The sequence below is a fragment of the Kitasatospora sp. NPDC096128 genome, assembly GCF_040303105.1.
Lineage (GTDB): Bacteria > Actinomycetota > Actinomycetes > Streptomycetales > Streptomycetaceae > Kitasatospora.
Genome location: NZ_JBEOSP010000008.1, coordinates 69917 through 87375 on the forward strand (window position 1 = coordinate 69917; position 17459 = coordinate 87375).

General features: G+C 73.4%; 17 protein-coding genes. 12 read left to right on the forward strand and 5 right to left on the reverse strand.

Translation table 11 applies throughout. The annotated features are described in order from the left end of the window. Window positions 1-298: 298 nt before the first annotated feature. Together ABTY61_RS11555 and ABTY61_RS11560 are read left to right on the forward strand one after the other, a co-directional pair. Window positions 299-949, forward strand: coding sequence for an IclR family transcriptional regulator (locus ABTY61_RS11555; protein WP_350504754.1), 651 nt, complete (start codon window positions 299-301; stop codon window positions 947-949). Between the two features lie 78 nt (window positions 950-1027). Further along, entirely contained in the window at window positions 1028-1834 is an 807-nt protein-coding gene (locus ABTY61_RS11560) for a S16 family serine protease (protein ID WP_350504755.1), read from the forward strand. 56 nt (window positions 1835-1890) lie between these two features. On the opposite strand, the gene ABTY61_RS11565 is transcribed toward ABTY61_RS11560, so the two are convergent. Together ABTY61_RS11565 and ABTY61_RS11570 are read right to left on the reverse strand one after the other, a co-directional pair. Further along, entirely contained in the window at window positions 1891-2352 is a 462-nt protein-coding gene (locus ABTY61_RS11565) for an Lrp/AsnC family transcriptional regulator (protein ID WP_030284025.1), read from the reverse strand. Between the two features lie 377 nt (window positions 2353-2729). Beyond that, a complete protein-coding gene (locus tag ABTY61_RS11570; RefSeq protein ID WP_350504756.1) occupies window positions 2730-3284 on the reverse strand; it encodes a hypothetical protein in 555 nt (184 codons plus the stop codon). Window positions 3285-3455: 171 nt separating this feature from the next. On the opposite strand from ABTY61_RS11570, the gene ABTY61_RS11575 reads away from it, so the two are divergent. The 4 genes from ABTY61_RS11575 to ABTY61_RS11590 all read left to right on the forward strand — a co-directional run bounded on the left by ABTY61_RS11575 (window position 3456) and on the right by ABTY61_RS11590 (window position 9103). Next, window positions 3456-4169: a response regulator transcription factor gene (locus tag ABTY61_RS11575; protein ID WP_350504757.1), complete on the forward strand. Its 714-nt coding sequence runs from the start codon at window positions 3456-3458 to the stop codon at window positions 4167-4169. Beyond that, window positions 4166-5605 (forward strand): sensor histidine kinase, encoded by a 1440-nt coding sequence (locus ABTY61_RS11580; protein ID WP_350504758.1) that lies wholly within the window; start codon window positions 4166-4168, stop codon window positions 5603-5605. The genes ABTY61_RS11575 and ABTY61_RS11580 overlap by 4 nt, the downstream gene beginning before the upstream one ends. Window positions 5606-5877: 272 nt before the next feature. Further along, window positions 5878-7446: a glycoside hydrolase family 18 protein gene (locus ABTY61_RS11585; protein WP_350504759.1), complete on the forward strand. Its 1569-nt coding sequence runs from the start codon at window positions 5878-5880 to the stop codon at window positions 7444-7446. Between the two features lie 256 nt (window positions 7447-7702). Beyond that, the gene (locus ABTY61_RS11590; RefSeq protein WP_350504760.1) at window positions 7703-9103 is read left to right on the forward strand and encodes a glycosyltransferase 87 family protein; all 1401 of its coding nucleotides are present in this window, start codon (window positions 7703-7705) and stop codon (window positions 9101-9103) included. Between the two features lie 131 nt (window positions 9104-9234). Here the strand turns inward: ABTY61_RS11590 and ABTY61_RS11595 are convergent, their stop codons facing one another. Next, on the reverse strand, window positions 9235-9651 hold the full coding sequence (locus ABTY61_RS11595) for an SsgA family sporulation/cell division regulator (RefSeq protein WP_188307044.1): 417 nt from the start codon (window positions 9649-9651) through the stop codon (window positions 9235-9237). Between the two features lie 469 nt (window positions 9652-10120). Between ABTY61_RS11595 and ABTY61_RS11600 the strand changes: the two genes are divergently transcribed. Next, window positions 10121-11560, forward strand: a complete 1440-nt coding sequence (locus ABTY61_RS11600; RefSeq protein WP_350504761.1) for an RDD family protein — start codon at window positions 10121-10123, stop codon at window positions 11558-11560. A gap of 60 nt (window positions 11561-11620) precedes the next feature. Continuing rightward, the gene (locus tag ABTY61_RS11605; protein WP_350504762.1) at window positions 11621-12376 is read left to right on the forward strand and encodes an RDD family protein; all 756 of its coding nucleotides are present in this window, start codon (window positions 11621-11623) and stop codon (window positions 12374-12376) included. A gap of 34 nt (window positions 12377-12410) precedes the next feature. Here ABTY61_RS11605 and ABTY61_RS11610 read toward each other — a convergent pair whose 3' ends face one another. Next, the gene (locus ABTY61_RS11610; protein WP_350504763.1) at window positions 12411-12659 is read right to left on the reverse strand and encodes a hypothetical protein; all 249 of its coding nucleotides are present in this window, start codon (window positions 12657-12659) and stop codon (window positions 12411-12413) included. A gap of 201 nt (window positions 12660-12860) precedes the next feature. Between ABTY61_RS11610 and ABTY61_RS11615 the strand changes: the two genes are divergently transcribed. From ABTY61_RS11615 to ABTY61_RS11630, 4 genes are all read left to right on the forward strand, one after another. Then, window positions 12861-13559 (forward strand): endonuclease V, encoded by a 699-nt coding sequence (locus tag ABTY61_RS11615; RefSeq protein ID WP_350504764.1) that lies wholly within the window; start codon window positions 12861-12863, stop codon window positions 13557-13559. A gap of 96 nt (window positions 13560-13655) precedes the next feature. After that, a complete protein-coding gene (locus ABTY61_RS11620; RefSeq protein WP_350504765.1) occupies window positions 13656-14096 on the forward strand; it encodes a DUF2563 family protein in 441 nt (146 codons plus the stop codon). Window positions 14097-14125: 29 nt separating this feature from the next. Continuing rightward, window positions 14126-15559 carry a WXG100-like domain-containing protein gene (locus ABTY61_RS11625; RefSeq protein ID WP_350504766.1) on the forward strand — a complete coding sequence of 478 codons (1434 nt, stop codon included), beginning with the start codon at window positions 14126-14128 and terminating at the stop codon, window positions 15557-15559. 76 nt (window positions 15560-15635) lie between these two features. Next, on the forward strand, window positions 15636-16901 hold the full coding sequence (locus ABTY61_RS11630) for a S8 family serine peptidase (RefSeq protein WP_350504912.1): 1266 nt from the start codon (window positions 15636-15638) through the stop codon (window positions 16899-16901). Here ABTY61_RS11630 and ABTY61_RS11635 read toward each other — a convergent pair. Next, window positions 16895-17458 (reverse strand): GNAT family N-acetyltransferase, encoded by a 564-nt coding sequence (locus tag ABTY61_RS11635; RefSeq protein WP_350504767.1) that lies wholly within the window; start codon window positions 17456-17458, stop codon window positions 16895-16897. The genes ABTY61_RS11630 and ABTY61_RS11635 overlap by 7 nt on opposite strands. Window position 17459: the final 1 nt, after the last annotated feature.

Sequence of the window (17459 nt, forward strand, 5' to 3'; positions counted from 1 at the left end):
GCGGGCCGAGGCCCCGGCCGGGGCGGTGGATCGACGGGGTTTGTCCGGAATTCCCGGCGGCGGCGATGACGATCACGACCGAATTTTGGACAACCACTTCCGTCGCGGGAATTCCTTCACTACCTTTCCCCCACGCTCTTCCGCCGGGCAACCCCCGCGGGACGGGCTCCGCAGGACCGTGCGGTCGTCAAGGACGACACCGCGCGGCCCGAGCGCGGCCACCCCCACCTGCGCGCGACACCGACCTCCTGGCTCGGCGCCGCACGCCCCGCGAGCGCCGCGGAAAGGACTGCCCGTCGTGACAGCCGAGACCTCCCAGACGTTGGACCGCGGCGTCCGCGTCCTCAAACTCCTCGCCGACTCCGAGCGCGGGCTCACCGTCACCGAGCTGGCCGCCCGGCTGGCCGTCAACCGCACCGTGGTCTACCGGCTGCTCGCCACCCTGGAGCAGCACGGCCTGGTCCGCCGCGACATCGGCGGCCGCGCCCGGGTTGGCCTCGGCGTGCTGCGACTGGCCCACCGGGTGCACCCGCTGCTGCGCGAGGCCGCCCTGCCCGCCCTGCGCAGCCTCGCCGAGGACCTCGGCGCCACCGCCCACCTGACCCTGGTGGACGGCAGCGAGGCGCTGGCCGTCGCGGTGGTCGAGCCCAGCTGGACCGACTTCCACGTCGCCTACCGCACCGGCCTGCGGCACCCGCTCGGCGAGAGCGCGGCCGGCCGGGCGATCCTGGAGGCCCGCACCTTCCCCAGTCAGCGCCGGCCCGAACAGGGCTTCGTCATCACCCGTGCGGAGGAGCAGTCCGGGGCCAGCGGGGCCGCCGCCGCGCTGCTCGGGCTGAGCGGCATCGAGGGCAGCGTCGGCGTGGTGATGCTCAACGGGCTGGTGCCCGAGCGGGTCGGCCCCCGGGTGGTGGAGGCGGCCACCGAGGTGGCCGACGCCCTGCGGTAGCGCCCGCCCGGGGGTCGGAGCGCGCGGAGGCGAGCGGGCGAATCACAGAGGGGGGCCGGGTGTGTTTGGATTCCCCTTGTGTCCGACACCAAGCTGCCCAAGGCCCTCCCCTCCCCGCGGACCCGCTCGCTCGCGCTCTGCGGCGTCCTGGTCTCCGCGCTGTTCGGCGTGGCGGCCTTCGTCCCGCTGCCGTACACGATCACCTGGCCGGGCCTGACCGCGGACACCCTCGGCAGCTACCAGGACCGGCCGGTGCTCACCATCACCGGGGCGCCGCTGCGCACCACCTCGGGCGAGCTGCGGATGGTCACCATCTCGGCCACCAACCCGGGGCAGCGGACCACGTTCTGGCGGGCGATGCAGGCCTGGTTCGACCCGAAGGAGGCCGTCCGGCCGACCGAGACGGTCTACCCGCAGAGCAACCCGGCCAAGGCCGAGGAGGTGACGGCCCAGCAGATGGCCGAGTCCCAGGACAGCGCCACCACGGCCGCGCTCGGCTACCTCCACCTCTCGCCGGCCCAGGTGAAGGTCAAGGTCGACCTCGGTGACGTGGGCGGCCCGAGCGCCGGACAGATGCTGGCGCTGGGCATCGTCGACAAGCTCGCCGGCGACGGCAAGGGCGGCGACCTCACCGGCGGGCTCAGGATCGCCGGCACCGGCACCATCGACAACGACGGCACGGTCGGTCCGGTGGGCGGCGTCCCGCTGAAGACCCAGGCCGCGGCCCGGGACGGCGCGACGGTGTTCCTGCTCCCCAAGGAGGAGTGCACGGACGCCAAGGTGAACACCCCCAAGACGCTGCGGCTGGTGCCGGTGGGCACGCTCGCCGAGTCGGTCGCGGCGCTGGACGCGCTGAAGAGCGGCGGCAGCGTCCCCAGCTGCTGACCGGGCGGGCGTTCCGGACCGGGCGTTCCGGACCGGGCGTTCCGGACCGGGGCGCCCTACTCGGCGGCCGCCTGGTCCACCAGCGGCAGGATCCGGTACGGCACCGGGTTCTCCAGCACGATCGCGGTGGAGGAGCGGACGATCCCGTCGAAGCCCACCACCCGGTCGATCACCCGCTGGAGGTCCGCGTTGGAGCGGGCCACGATCCGCACCAGCATGTCGCCGATCCCCGTGATGGTGTGCAGCTCCAGCACCTCCGGCACCCGCGCCAGGTGCGCGCGCACGTCCGCGCCCTGGCCCTGGGAGATCTCCAGGGTGGCGAAGGCCGTCACCGGGTAGCCGATCGCCGCCGGGTCCACCTCCGGGCCGAACCCGCTGATCACCCCCTTGGCCTGCAGCCGGTCCAGCCGGGCCTGCACGGTGCCGCGGGCGACCTGGAGCCGGCGCGAGCACTCCAGCACACCGATCCGGGGCTCCTCCGCGAGCAGTCGGATCAGCCGGCCGTCCAGGGCGTCGATGGTGTCGTTCTGGGTGGCCTGGGTGGCCTGGGTGGCCTGGGTGGCCTGGGTGGCCTGGCCGGTCGGGGCGTTCTGCGGGCCGGACGGGCCGGACGGTTCCTGGGAGTTGGGGGAGCCGGGGGAGCTGGGGGCGTGGGCGGGGGGCATCGCGGCTCGGTCCTCCGGTGGGCATTCTGTACAGCGGCGCCGTCGATTCTCCCGCTCCGGGGCGCAGCTTGACCAGGATGAAACGGAACAGTTGCACGGCGGCCGGCCCGGCGCCACCCTCCAGCCACGATCCCGTGCCCCGGGCCCCACCCCGGTACGGGGGCGGTACCTGCCGGGGGGCCCTTCGCCGGGTGGTGACCGCGGCGCGGTGGGGCGCGGGCCGTGGTGGGTCAGCGGATCGCCGTCTCAACGATCGGCGGGTGGCCGTTCCAGGAGACGAAGACCGAGTTGGCCTGGTTGTCCTTGGTGAAGTCCACCCGCATCCACTGGTCGCCGTTCCAGACCTGCATCTGCCAGCCCGGGTCCGGGGTGGCGGAGACCAGTGAGGCGTTGTCGGCGCGGATGTCCAGGGCGACCCGGCCGCCGGGGATCGGGTAGCTCTTCACCGTGGACGTGGTGGCGGTGGTGGGCTTCCTGGTCGGCGGGGCGGTCGGGGTGCCGGCCGGGGCGTGCGCGGCGGTGGCGCCCGCGGTCGGGGTCGGGGCCGTGGTCGGGGTCGTGCTCGGGGAGCCCGGCGGGGCCGGGGTGTCGGTGGTCGGCGGGCGGCCGGGGGCGGCGGTCACGCCGAACGGGGTGCCGTCGGCCTTCGGGGAGGGCAGCGGCAGCGCGGTGGGCCGCTCGGACGCGGCTCCGGCGAGCACGGCGTGCACACCGAGCCAGGACAGCGCCACCGCCGCCCCGGTGGCGGCCGCCCAGGCACAGAGCTGCACCAGTCCGTTCCGCATCGTCCGCACATCCTGCCGTATTTCCCGGTGGCCGGGGACGGGCACCCTGAGCCCCTCCCCGGCCGGGGAGTTGCCCACCGTCCGGAGCGCGTGCGGAGCCCGTCCGGAGCCTGTCCGGACCCACCCCCGAGGTACAGACCACTGCCCGCCGATGGCGTACCGTGCAGGGCCATGGCAACAGTGCTCGTGGTCGAGGACGACCCCTTCGTACGTTCCGCACTCATCCGCCACCTGACCGACACCGGTCACGCGGTCCGCAGTGTGGGCACGGCCCTGGAGGCGCTGCGGGAGGTCGCCCAGGTCGGCTGCGACCTGGTGATCCTCGACCTGGGCCTGCCCGACCTGGACGGCAGCGAGGTGCTCAAGATGATCCGGGGGCTGACCAACGTCCCGGTGATCATCTCGACCGCGCGGGACGACGAGGCCGAGATCGTCCGGCTGCTCAACGACGGCGCCGACGACTACCTGGTGAAACCTTTCTCCGGGGAGCACCTGAGCGCCCGGATGGCCGCCGTGCTGCGCCGCCTCGGCAGCGGCGCCGCGCCCGTCGCCCAGGTGCTGCGGGTCGGCGGACTGGCCATCGACGTCCAGCGGCGCGAGGCCGTCCTGGACGGGCGGCTGCTCGACCTGACCCGCCGTGAGTTCGACCTGCTGGCCTTCCTGGCCGCCCGGCCCGGCGTGGTCGTGCCGCGCAAGGAGATCCTCGCCGAGGTCTGGCAGCAGACCTACGGGGGCGACCAGACCATCGACGTGCACCTCTCCTGGCTGCGCCGCAAGCTCGGCGAGACCGCCTCCAGCCCCCGCTACCTGCACACCGTCCGGGGCGTCGGAGTCCGGCTGGAGGCGGCCGCGGACCCCGCGGGCCCGGCGGAGCACCGGACATGAAGCGGTTCGCGCACTCGCTCCGCTGGGCCCTGATCAAAGCCGCGGTGGCCGGGACCACCATGGTCGCGCTGGCCTTCCTCATCCCGCTCGGCCTGATGGTCCAACAGACCGCCCGGGAGCGGGCGTTCACCGCCGCCGAGCGGCAGGCCGCAGCGCTCGGCCCGGCCCTGGCGATCACCACCGACCAGGACGCCATCAACCGGGCGCTGGCCAGCACCGACGCGGGGGCCCAGGGGCGGATGGCGGTGCACCTGCCGGTGCCCGCCGGGGCGCCGGCCGCCGGGGACTCCGCGGCGCCGGGCGGCCCGACCATCGGGGACGGGCGCGCCGCGGCAGCGGACGTGGCCACGGCCGGCGGCCAGGGCCGGGCCTTCACCGTCGCGGTGCCCGGCGGCTACGCGCTGCTCCAGCCGGTCGCGGTGGACACCGGGCGGACCGCCGTGGTCGAGGTGTTCGTCGCCGAGAGCGACCTCACCCGGGGCGTCTCCACCGCCTGGCTGGTGCTCTCCGCGGTCGCGCTCGGCCTGGTCGCCCTCTCGGTGCTGGTCGCCGACCGGATGGGCGGCCGGATCGTCGCCTCCGCCCGTCGGCTCGCCACCGCCGCCCGCTCGCTCGGCGCCGGGAACCTCGCGGTGCGCGTCCCGGTGGCGGGCAAGCAGGTCGACGGCAGCCCCGAGGAACTGCGCGAAGCCGCCCACGCGTTCAATGCGATGGCCGACCGGGTCGTCCAACTCCTGGCAGCCGAGAGGGAGTTGGCCGCCGACCTGTCGCACCGGTTGCGCACCCCGCTGACCGTGCTGCGACTCAACGCCGCCTCGCTCGGCGACGGCGACGCGGCCGACGCAACCCGGCACGCGGTGGCCCAACTGGAGCGCGAGGTCGACCAGATCATCCGCTCCGCCCGCCGCGCCCCCGAGGACGCGCCCGCCGTCGCGGTCGGCTGCGACGCCGCCGAGGTGATCCGCGAACGGGTCGGCTTCTGGTCCGCGCTGGCCGAGGACGAGGGCCGCCGCTGGCAACTGGCCGGCGCCGAACGCGCCGCACCCGTCCCCGTCCAGCGCGGCGACCTGGCCGCCGCCGTCGACGCCCTGCTCGGCAACGTCTTCCGGCACACCGCCGTCGGCACCGCCTTCTCGGTGGACGTGCTGGCCACCGACGCCTCGGTGATCGTGCTGGTCGGCGACGCAGGCCCCGGCTACAGCGACCCGGCCGCTGCCCTCAAGCGCGGCGAGGGCCACGGCGGGGAGGGCTCCACCGGCCTCGGACTGGACATCGTCCGCAAGCTCGCCGAGTCCACCGGCGGGGACCTGGCGCTCGGCCGCTCCGCCGTGCTCGGCGGCGCGGAGACCCGGCTTCGGCTGCGCACCCGCCCGGCGGAGGGCCTGCCCGCCCGGGCCGGCCGGCGGCGGGCGCGGGGCGCGCTGTTCCCGAGGTGACGGCGGTGGTGGTGACGGCGGGTCGGGAGCTGACGCCGGCTCTCCCGTTCGGAGCTCTTCCTTAACTGCGGCCTAAGGGACCTTCACCCCTCGCTCAGCCCGCGACCCGCGGCCCCCGGGCACGGCTAGCGTCGGTCGCGCCGGTCACCCGACCGAGCCGGGCCGGCCGCCCGGGACGTCCCCGCGCACCCCTGCGCGGCCCGTCCGGACGAAGGTCGACCGTAGGCACCGGCAACGGTGCCGACCGCAGGCACCCGCGGAGGTAACGCGCCATGACCACCCGACCCACCCGCCGTTCCGGCCACCGCAGGCGCAGCCGCAAGGGGACGATCATCGGGGCCTCGGCGGTCGTCGCCGCACTGGTCGCGGGCGGGGCCGTGGCACTCGCCTCCTCGGCCAGCGCCGCCTCGCTCGGCGCCGTCTACAGCCGGACCAGCAGCTGGGACTCCGGTTACACCGGCCAGTACCTGGTCACCAATCCGGCCGCCGACCCGATCGACGGCTGGACGCTCAGCTTCGACCTGCCGGCCGGCGCGAAGATCGACTCGCTCTGGAACGCCACCTTCACCGTCGACGGGCAGCACGTCACCGTCAAGCCGGAGGCCTGGAGCAAGCGACTGGACCCCGGGAAGAGCGTGGTGGTCGGCTTCGTCGCCCAGGGCGCCGGAGCGGCCCAGGCCGAGCCCGGGAACTGCCTCATCGACAACGCCTCCTGCAAGGCCGGCGAAGGCCCCGCGCCCACCCCGTCCGGGCGGCCGACCACCACCCCCACGGCCACGCCCACCGGCCCGGCCTCGCCCACCGCGACCGCCACGGCCACGGCCACCCCGACCGCCACCGCCACCGCGACCACGAGGCCGCCCACCCCCACCCCGACCGCCACCCCCACGGCGACCGGTGTGCCCGTACCCCCGGCCGGCGCGGGGGGCGGCTTCGCCCCGTACGTCGACACCTCGCTCTACCCGCCCTACGACCTGGCCGCCACCGCCAAGGCCACCGGGGTGAAGAACTTCAACCTCGCCTTCGTGGTCTCCGGCGGCGGCTGCGAGCCCAAGTGGGGCGGGGTGAGCGACCTGTCCGCCGACGCGGTGGCCGCCCAGATCGGCGCACTGCGTGCGATCGGCGGCGACGTCCGGGTCTCCTTCGGCGGTGCCAACGGCAGCGAGCTGGCGCTCGCCTGCGGTTCGGCCGCCGACCTGGCCGCCGCGTACGGCAAGGTGATCGACGCGTACGGCGTGACCAGGCTCGACTTCGACGTCGAGGGCGGCGCGATCGCCGACGCCGCCGCCAACACCCGACGGGCCCAGGCCGTCGCGCAGCTCCAGCGCGACGCCGCCGCCAAGGGCAAGCCCCTCGACGTCTCCTTCACTCTGCCCGCGCTGCCCTCCGGCCTGACCCAGGACGGCGTCGACCTGGTCGCCGGGGCCAAGGCCGCCGGCGTCGCGATCGGCGCCGTCAACATCATGGCGATGGACTTCGGCGACGGCGTCGCCCCCGACCCGCAGGGGCGGATGGGCACCTACGCGATCGCCGCGGCCACTGCCACCCAGGCCCAGGTCAAGAGTGTGCTGGGGCTGGACGATGCGGCCGCCTGGCGCAAGGTCGCGGTCACCCCGATGATCGGCGTCAACGACGTCGCCAGCGAGGTCTTCACGGTGGCCGACGCCAAGCAGCTCGCCGACTTCGCGGCCGGCAAGCACCTCGCCTGGCTGGCCATGTGGTCCGGCACCCGGGACAAGGCCTGCGACGGCGGCGCCAAGGCCTACGCGGACGCCGGCTGCAGCAGCATCGTCCAGCAGCCGCTGGACTTCACCCGGGTTCTCGGCGGCTACACCGGCTGAGGCGCCGCCTCCCGGTGTGACCGGGCTTCCGACCGGGCCTCCTGGCGGCTCTGTTCGGGACCCCTGACCGCCCCGACCGGGCCTCCCGGCCGCCCCGACCGGGCCTCCTGACCGCCCCGACCGCCCGTGCTCAGCCCGCAGCCGAGCACGGTCGGTCGGGGCATCCTCATCACTTTGCGTAGTCGATCGTGCCCAGGACGGGATCGGTCGCATCCGGTATCGTCGCTGGTTGGCCGAGCGGTGGACGGAGTGGACAGTGACAGCGGTGCAAGACGAGCGCAGCCCGGTGCGGGCCGTAACCGACCCGTCGCCCGCCCCCCTGTCGGACCGGCTGCGCGTCGCGCTGGGTGCCCCCGTGCGTGCACTGCGTGAGGCCCCCCGCCGTCCGATGCTGGTCGCCTCGTCCTTGGCGTTGCTGTCGCTGGTCGTGTACGCAGTGGTCCGCCACTTCGTCCACACCTCGATGGTCGACATGATCGTCTACCGGGCCGAGGGCGCGGCCGTCGCCAACGGCACCGACCTGTACGGGCTTCGCGTCACCGAGTGGAACCTCCCCGCGACCTACCCGCCGTTCGCGGCCATGCTGTTCGTCCCGACCACGTGGTTCCCGATCCCCGTCCTCCGGGTGGTGATCACTCTCGGCAACCTCGGACTGCTCGCCCTGCTGGCCCACCTGTCCTTCAAGCTGGTCGGCTGGCCGCGCCGCGAGCTCCGGCCGATCGGTGTGGTGCTGATCACCGGCTTCGGCGTCTGGCTCGAACCGGTCTTCACCACGCTCCGCTACGGCCAGATCAACCTTGCGCTCGCCTGCCTGATCCTCTGGGACCTCACCCGGTCCGACGGCCGCCGCAGCAAGGGCGTCGCGATCGGCATCGCCGCCGGCATCAAGCTCACCCCCGGCCTGTTCGCCGTCTACCTGCTGATCACCGGCCGGGTCCGGGCCGCCTTCATGGCCGGCCTCACCTTCCTCGGCACCTTCCTGCTCGGCGCGCTCTTCCTGCCCGACGCCACCTGGGGCTTCTGGACCAAGTACCTCTACGACTCCTCCCGGGTCGGCAAGACCGAGATCGTCGACAACCAGTCGCTGCGCGGCGCCTTCGCCCGCCTGCTGCACAGCGCCGACCCCGGCTTCCTCGCCACCCTCGGGGCCGGCCTGGTCGCGCTGGCCGGACTCGCCGTCGCCGCCTGGGCCGTCCGCAGCGGCCGCTGGCTGCCCCGGGCCGAGGCCTGGGGCGTCTGCGTCACCGCCGTCACGGCCGTGCTGATCTCGCCGATCAGCTGGACCCACCACTGGGTCTGGTGCGTCCCGGTGCTGGTGCTGCTCGCCGCCGAGGCCTCCGTCGAGCACGCCCGCCCGGCCGGCGTCCGCCGACTGCGCTGGCGGGCCGCGTTCTGGGCCACCCTGCTGGCCTTCCTGTCCTTCGCGATGTGGGCCGCCAAGCCGCTCGGCGCGGCCGTGCTCCACATGTCACCGCTGCGCCAGCTGCCCACCTCGATCTATCCGTGGGTCGGACTCTGCTTCCTGCTCGTCGCCGCCGTCCGGATAAGGGCACGGCGACGCTCCGCCGGCGCCCCGCTGGTCCGGCTGCCCGGACAGCGCGACGGCGGCGGCCCGGACGCCACCCGCGGTCGTCAGCAGGCCCCCGCGGCCCGCTGAGCCGGCGGGGGCGCCGTCGCTGCTTCTGCTCGTCTGCTTGCCCTGCTCCTGCTCCTGCTCCTGCTCCTGCGCGTGCTGGTGCTGGTGCTGTTGGACGGTCCAGTGCACGCTGCGGCGCACGACCCGCACGCCTACGCGAGCAGCTCGGCGAGCGAGCCGTCCATGTCGAGGGCGGCCAGCTCGCTGCCCGGCGGCACCAGTCGGTGCGCCCGCTCCAGCCAGGCCGCGACGACCGGCAGCGGCGCCTCCAACAGCGCGTCCCCGGCGGGCGAGCTCAGCGCCATGCACAGCACGCTGCGCCGGCCCGAGCGGGTCGGCCAGATCCGCACGTCGCCCTGGCCGCACGGGCGGAAGGTGCCCTCGACCAGCAACTCGCGGGCGAACACCCAGGTCACCGGGGAGCCGGTGTCCAGGTGGAAGGTGATGTACACGGCGTACGGGTCGTGGCTGCCGTAGGTCAGCCGGGCCGGGACGGGGACGCTGTGCTCCGGGGAGAGCACCAGGTTCAGCTCCAGCTCGTGCTCCACGACGCTGACGGGGCGGTCCATGATCGTCTTCCTCTCTGCCTTCGGTTCGTGCCCGCTTCCGGGCCCTGTGACCTTTGAGAGGGCGGTCCGCGCAGGTTCTTACACACGTTTCCGGGATTTCTCCGGAAAGTTCTGTGCGAGGTGGTGAAACGCCGGTGCTGCGGCGCGCGGGTGCCCGTCGCGCGCCCGGCGCCTTACCCCGGGAGGCCCTCCGGTGTCCGGGGAATCGCCAACTTCCCCATGGGCACTCCGGCGAGGTACTACCCTTTGTGACTGCCTGGCGACTGTCCGCCCTCGGTGTCGCCCCCACGCGTCCCGAGCGTCCCCGAGTGCCCCGAGTGCCCCGGGGTGTGCGCGGGCGGGCCGTGGCCGGGTGCGTTCGGCCCGACCTGTTCCGACGACGTTCCGATCGTTCGATCTGCCGAGGCCCGACCCGCCCCCCATCGGCTCTCGCCAGGACCCGACAGGACCCGACAGGAAAGAAGACCCCATGACGGACCGCCCCTTCGCCGCCGACGGCGGCCCGGCCGTCGCACCCGAGCCCGGCTACTACCCCGACCCCTCCATTCCCGGCTTCGTCCGGTACTGGGGCGGCTCCGCCTGGGTGCCGGGCACCAGCCGGCCCGCCCCCGTCCAGGGCGAGGTGCTGCAGCCGCCCCGGTACGCCACCAGGCGGCCCGTCCCCGACATCGCGGCGGCGCGGGCGGTGCCCCCGCCGGTGGTGCCGGTGCCGCAGGCGCGGTCGGAGTCGCCGGTGCCCGTGTCGGCCTCGTCGCCGTCGCCCGCGCTGGAGCTGCGGGAGGCGCGGGAGGCGCGGGACGGGCGGGAGGTTCCGGCGGCGGGGGACACCGGGCCGGTGTACCTGGACCAGACGACGGGCGGAGCGTCCTTCGTGGTCGGGCCGCGGGTCGCCGAGGTGATCGCCGGGCCGGTGTTCCGGCCCGGCGGGCCGGTGGCGGAGGAGACCCCCGGTGCGGGCGGGGCGCCAGGGCTGCCCGGGGACTCCGGCTGGCAGGCCGATCCGCGGGCGCAGCGGGGTCTGATGGAGACGGGCGGGGCGCCGCGCTGGGTGTCCTGGGGGGTGCTTCCGGGGGCGCTCGAAGAGGAAGAGGGGCGCGCGGAGGCGGAGCGCGCTGCGGTTGCCGTGGAGGTGGCGGTCGCCGTCGCACCCGCCATGGCGGGCACGGTCCGCGAGGTGGCGGCGCCGGTGGCCGGGGAGGCGACCGGGGGAGCGGTCGACGAGGTGGCCGCGCCCGGGGCGGTGCGCGGGCCCGCGCCGGCCCGTACGGCGGCTCCGACCGCCCCGACCCCGGTACGGGCTCCGGTCCCGGTCCCGGTCCCGGCCCCGGAGACCGTACCGGTCGCGGCCCCCGCCGGTGCGCTGCCCGTGGTGCGGCCGGCCCGGGAGTCCGCCGTGCGCCGCCGACCGGCACCCCCGGTGCCCGCCGGGTTGGGGCGGCGGCTGGCGGCCCGGGTGGTGGACACCGCGGTACTGCTGGTGGTCGCCGTCGCGGCCGGGGTCCCGCTCGGCAGCTCGGTCTCCGACCACCTCCAGCAGAAGCTCGACCAGGCCAAGATGGCCAGCGCCCTCACCCGCCGCCAGGTGCAGGTCTGGCTGGTCGACGACGTGGTGGTGGCCAAGGCGGCCGCCCTGCTCGCCATCCTGGTGTTCGTCAGCCTGGTCTACGAGGTGCTGCCGGTCGCCCGGACCGGCCAGACCTTCGGCAAGCGGCTGGCCCGGATCCGGGTGGTGGACGCCCACACCACCGGCGGCCGGACCCGGCTGAGCCTCGGCCGCTCGCTGCTGCGGTGGTTCGTCCGGCAGCTGGGCACGGTGCTGCTGCTCGGCCTCGTCTGGCCGGTGGTCGACCGTCCGGCGCGGCGCGGTTGGCAGGACCGGGCGGCCCGGACCAGGGTGGTCCGCAGCTGAGCCCGGCAAAACGGACAGAATGTCCCAAGTGCTGAGAATTCGCAATGTTCTACTCGGGGGATGAGCACCCACGACCCCTCAGGCCCCCAGCCGGAGGGGGGCGGTCAGCCCTCCTCCGACAAGCAGCCCCCCGCGCCGGGCGGCGGCACGCCGGACGGCGAACCGCCGCGCCCCACCCCGGCCGAAGCCCCGGCCGATGCCCCGGCCGATGCCCCGGCCGATGCTCCCGCCGACGCCACGTTCGGCACTCCGGCCGGAGGCCCCGGCGCCTACCAGGGAAGCTACGGTGGTGGGCCGACCCCCGGTCAGAACCCGTACGACCAGCCACCGCCCGGCCACGGCCCCGGCGCCGAACCGTACGGCGCCCCGGGCGGCGGCCCCGTCCCCGGCATGCCGCCGATCGGCACCTGGCCCAAGCGGATCGTCGCCCGGCTCCTCGACTACGTCCTGATGCAGGCCATCGCCATCATCGTCATCAGCCCCTTCGTCGACCTCAGCACCCGCGAGGGCGCGACCGAAGCCTTCTGGCTCGGCTGCGCCATCTACCTCGTCTACGAGGCCCTGATGCTCAGCCGGGACGGCCAGACCCTCGGCAAGAAGGCCATGAAGATCCGCGTCGCCATGCTGCTCGACGGCAACCCGCCCACCCAGTCCGCCGCCTGGACCAGGGCCGCCGTCTACATCCTCCCGGCCGTGCTCTGCTGCGCCGGCCTGTGGTGGATCGTCGACGGCCTGTTCGGCGTCTTCGACCAGCCCTACCGGCAGTGCCTCCACGACAAGGCCGCCAAGACCGTCGTGGTCACCACCGAGATCTGACCGCGGCAGCGGGACGACGGCGCCCGGCGGCGGATCAGCGCTGCCGGGCGTACTCGCGCCCGGCAGCGGCCGGGGAGGCCCCCGGCCGGCCCGCGACCGCCGACGGGCGGGGCGAGACCGACGCCGAGAGCACCGTCACCACGGTGCCGAGCGCCAGCGCGAACCCCACCAGCACCGCGACCTCCAGGACGCCCGAGGCGCCCGATACGGCCAGCAGTGCCACCGTGGTGGCGACGACGGTGAACGAGCCGAGGCAGAACTGGGCGGCGGACGGACGTGGCATGGCGGGGGTCCTTCGCACGTCGGGGGAAACGGGCGGGAAAGATGCCGGTGCCAGAAGTCCTACCCGGCAAGGGAGTTCGGCACGACCAGGCTAGCCCGCGAGGTCGGGGGCACAGGGGGCGCACGGGCTCACCCCGGGGTCGTCCGAGCCCCTCGGTACGGTGGAACCCGTCCGACACCACGCAGACCGGGGGAACCGACCGTGCCCATCCCCGCCGACTGGCCCACCTCCGAGGCCCAGGCGTTCGCCGAACAGGAACGACTGCGCCCGCTCGTCCGGGCCCAGGACGACGACACCCCGAACCGGCTCATCGCCGGAGTCGACGTCGCCTACGACGACGACCACGACCTCGTCGTCGCCGCGGCCGTCCTCCTCGACCGCGACACCCTGGACGTCGTCGAGGAAACCACCGCCGTCGGCCGGATCGCCTTCCCCTACGTCCCCGGACTGCTCGCCTTCCGCGAACTCCCCGCCGTCCTCGACGCGCTCGCCGCCCTCACCCGCACCCCCGACACCGTCGTCTGCGACGGCTACGGGCTCGCCCACCCCCGCCGCCTCGGCCTCGCCAGCCACCTCGGCGTCCTCACCGGGCTGCGCACCCTCGGCGTCGCCAAGACCCCCTTCACCTTCGACCACCACGACCCCGACGCCGGCCGCGGCTCCTGGACCCCCCTCACCGACCCCGCCACCGGCGAAGAGGTCGGCCGCGCGGTCCGCACCCAGCCCGGCGTCAAACCCGTCTACGTCTCCGTCGGCCACCGCATCGGCCTCGACACCGCCGTCCGCACCACCCTCGACCTCGCCCGCCGCTACCGCCAACCCGAGACCACCCGGCACGCCGACTCCCTCTGCCGCCGCGCCCTCGCCGAGGCCCTGCGCACCAGGACGCCCGCGAACTGACCGTGCACCGGGCGGGCTTCCGGCCCGGTGTGTTAGACATGAGACACCGGGGCCCGGGCCCCGAACGCCAGGAACGGACGCACGGGGGGCGCCGCAATGGGAACAGGGACCGGCTCGACCGGCGGAGCCAACCAGGGCTACCGGGTCGAGATCGAGCAACTGCGCACCTTCGCCGGCCAAGTACGGCTGCTGCTCAAGGAATTCGAGAAGGACGCCAACGGCAACACCGCCCACGGGCGCACCGGCCTCGGCAAGACCGCCTTCGGCACCTTCGCCGAGGCCACCGAGATCCACGACCGGTACGGGACCATGCGGGACGCGTTGCGGGACGTGCTGAACCAGCTCCAGAGCGCCGTCGAAGACGCCCAGCACAACGCCGAGCTGACCGCGACCAACTACGAGGAGCACGACCAGCACGTGAGCAAGAAGCTCAAGCTGTCCGGCGACGGCTGGTCCGTGGCCGCTCCCTCGGTCACCAGCGAGATCGCCTACCAGGCCAACCAGGTCCCGTCCCAGCGCGGCAACGCCACCATCTGACCCACCGCCCGACCGGAGGTGAACCACCCGTGACCTACACCGATTTCACCAAGTACAGCCATGCCGATCTCCGCAAGATGGCACAGGCCCTCGACCCCGGCGCGGTGATGGCCGCCGGCGACCCCTGGCGCAAGGCGGCGACCACCCTCAAGGAGATCCGCAAGACCCTCACCAACGTGAGCACCGAGGCGGCCACGGCCTGGGACGGCACCACCAGCGACTCCTTCCACACCTCGATGCTCACCCTCGCCGCCAACATCAACGAGGCCGCCGCGTACGCCAACGACGCGGCCAACACGCTGCACAACATGTCCGAGGCGATGGCGACGGCGAAGCGCACCATGCCCGAGGAACCCGACACCTGGGACAAGGTCAAGGACCAGGTCGGGGACTTCTTCAGCACCGAGGACGACCACATCCAGGTCACCGACGCCAAGAAGGCCGAAGCGGCCGCTGTGATGCAGACCCTCGCGATGCACTACCGAGTTGCCACGCCGGCCCTGAAGGCGCCGCCGATGCCTTCGCAGAAGCACATTGACAAGAACACCACCGATCCGGGATCGCAGGGTGACCCGAGTAACGCGGCGGCGGCCATGACGGCTGCAGTGTTCTCGGGAGCGTCTTTCGGAGCAGGGGGAACGTCTGGGCGGTCGACTGCCGTCAATGCGCCGCAACGGCCCAGATCCTCCTCAGCCCAGATCGCGGCAGGCTCGACGCCCAAGAGCGAGGCTGCTCCGACTGACACGGGGATCAAGGGCGGTGCGGCGAAAGCAGCGCCGAAGCCGGTGCTTCCTTCAGGCGGCGGTTCTGATGAGGGAATCTCGGGTACTCCGGTGCCCCGACCGACTGGAAGCGTGCCGAGCCCCGCCACCTCTGGGACCCAGACATCGGGCGTAAGTACGACATCGCCCACAAGTCCTGCAAGCGGACCGATTGCTGGCGGTGGGGGGCAGACGTCAGCCAATCCCGTGGGGCCCACCATGCAGAGCGCCCCGATGGGGCCCGGCCTTGGCCAGGGCAAGACAGGGTTCGGTGGCAAGGGCTTCCCTGGGAGCGTACCGCCGGTGGAGGGAGCGGGGCCGCGTGGCGGCCGCGCCGCCAGCGCCGATGCTGGCGAAGTCTTTCCGGGTATCGGCGCTGGGAGCCGAGGAGCGTCCGGGGTCAAACAAGTGGGCGGGTCTCTGGCCAGGCCTGGTGGCGTTGTCCGGGAGACGCCGCCACCCGTTGGCGGAGTGCAGGGCAAGCAGACCTTCACCGAAGGAGGGTCCGGGCTGGGGGCGCGTAACCGGCTGACCGAGCCTGGGCCTCGTGGCAGCGGCGTCATGTCTCCTGGTGTTCCGATGGGTGAAGCGCAGCACCGCAAGAAGGAGCGTGGGAGGAAAGGCAAGCGCCCGGACTACCTCGTCGAAGACGAGGAGTCGTGGGCGTTGGACAAGCCGACCAATCCGAACGTGGTGGAATGAGGCCGTTCCGAGAACGGACGGGTGATCTGATCGCGTCCCGCAGGTCGATGATCTGCGGGACGCCTCGTTGAGTGGGGTGACCGGTTTGACGAGCCGCCGGTTGGCGCGTGGTGCGGTGTTCCTTGCGGCTGGGGCACTGGTGTGGGGCGTTGCAGCGCCGACGGCTTTGGCCGATCAGATTCGGGACCAGCAGTGGGCCTTGAAGACATTCGGCGCCGAGAGCAAGGTCTGGCCGGTCAGCCAGGGCGAGGGCGTCACTGTTGCGGTGATCGACAGCGGGGTGAGTTCGGATCACCAGGACTTGGTCGGGCAGGTTCTTCCGGGGGCTGACTTCTCTGGGATCAATTCGGACGGTCGTACCGATACCGTCGGTCATGGCACGGGAATGGCGAGCCTGATTGCAGGCCATGGACATGGCGCCCAGGCCGGAGTGGTGGGCCTGGCCCCCAAGGCGAAGATCCTTCCCGTGAAGGTGCGGACAAGCGACGGCGGCGCTATTCCGCAGCAGAACGACCTGGCGGCAGCGATCCGCTTCGCAGTGGACAACCAAGCGAAGGTCATCAATATGTCCATCGTGGGATCGTCGCGCTTCGACTCGCAGACGAGAAAGGCCGTCGCATATGCGGTGTCGAAAGATGTCGTTCTGGTTGCGGGCACAGGAAACGACGGTTCGACCCAAGGCGTCGGGTACCCGGCGGCCTTCCCGGGGGTAGTGGCCGTAGGGGCAGTGGACTCCAAGGGAGCCGTCTGGGAAGACTCCACATCAGGTTCCGAGACCACGCTGATCGCGCCAGGCGTGGGCATTTACCACGCCTCGGCGAAGTCGCCGACAAGCTATGTGGTTGCGGACGGCACGTCCGACTCCACCGCCTATGTCTCCGCCACCGCTGCACTTATCCGGTCCAAATATCCGAACTTGTCGGCAGGGCAGGTGATCAACCGGATGATCAAGTCGGCGACGCCTCCCGCAGACGGCACGGTGGTGCCCAACAACCACTACGGGTACGGGATTGTCGCCCCCGCGAAGGCACTGGAGCCCAATTCCGCTGTGGACAACGGGCCGACGGAGAACCCGTTGATTAAGCGGCCGGAGTCGAAGGGCACGCCTCAGATCGATGAGGACAGTGATGCGGCCGACGGGCCTTCTCCGGCGCCCGTGGCTCCCGGGGCCGCGGCCGGCAGTGGGGGTGGTGACGGCACCGGGCTGGTGATCGGCGCGGGTGCGGCCGGTGTGGTGGTGGTCGGGGTGTCGGTGGCTGCGGTGGTGGTGGCGAGGCGGAGGCGTCGGCGGGCGGCTGAGGGGCTGTTTCCGCAGCCGCCCTACGGTGGGGCCGGTCAGTGAGTGCTGAGCCAGTCGTCGCGTAGGGCGGCCATGTGGAGGACGTCCCAGTAGCGGTCGTCCCAGTGGTGGGCTTGGCGGGCGCGGCCTTCGAGGGTGAAGCCGGCCTTGGTGTAGGCGCGGGCGGCGCGTTCGTTGTACTCGAAGACTTCGAGGCGGACGCGGTGGAGGCCGACGGTGGCGAAGGCGTGGCGGAGGACCAGGACGGTGGTCTCGGTGCCGATGCCGCGGCCGACGCTGTCGGGGGTGAGGGCGATCCGGTAGGACGCGGAGTTGTTGTCCGGGTCGACGTCGGTGAGGGCGGTGTCGCCGAGGAAGCGGCCGGTGGCGGGGTCTTCGACGGCGAGGTCGAGCCGGTCGGGCTGGTCGGCGCGGGTGGCGCACCACTGGGCGATCCGGTCGCGGGTGAAGGCGGTGCGGGTGCCGGTGAGGCGGTTGGTCTCCCGGTCGGCGCAGAGGGCCCACATCGGGTCGGTGTGCCGGGCGTCCAGGGGGACGAGGCGGATGGTGGGGCCGTGCAGGGTGGGTTTCACCGCGAGGGCTGAGAGGTCCGTGGCCATG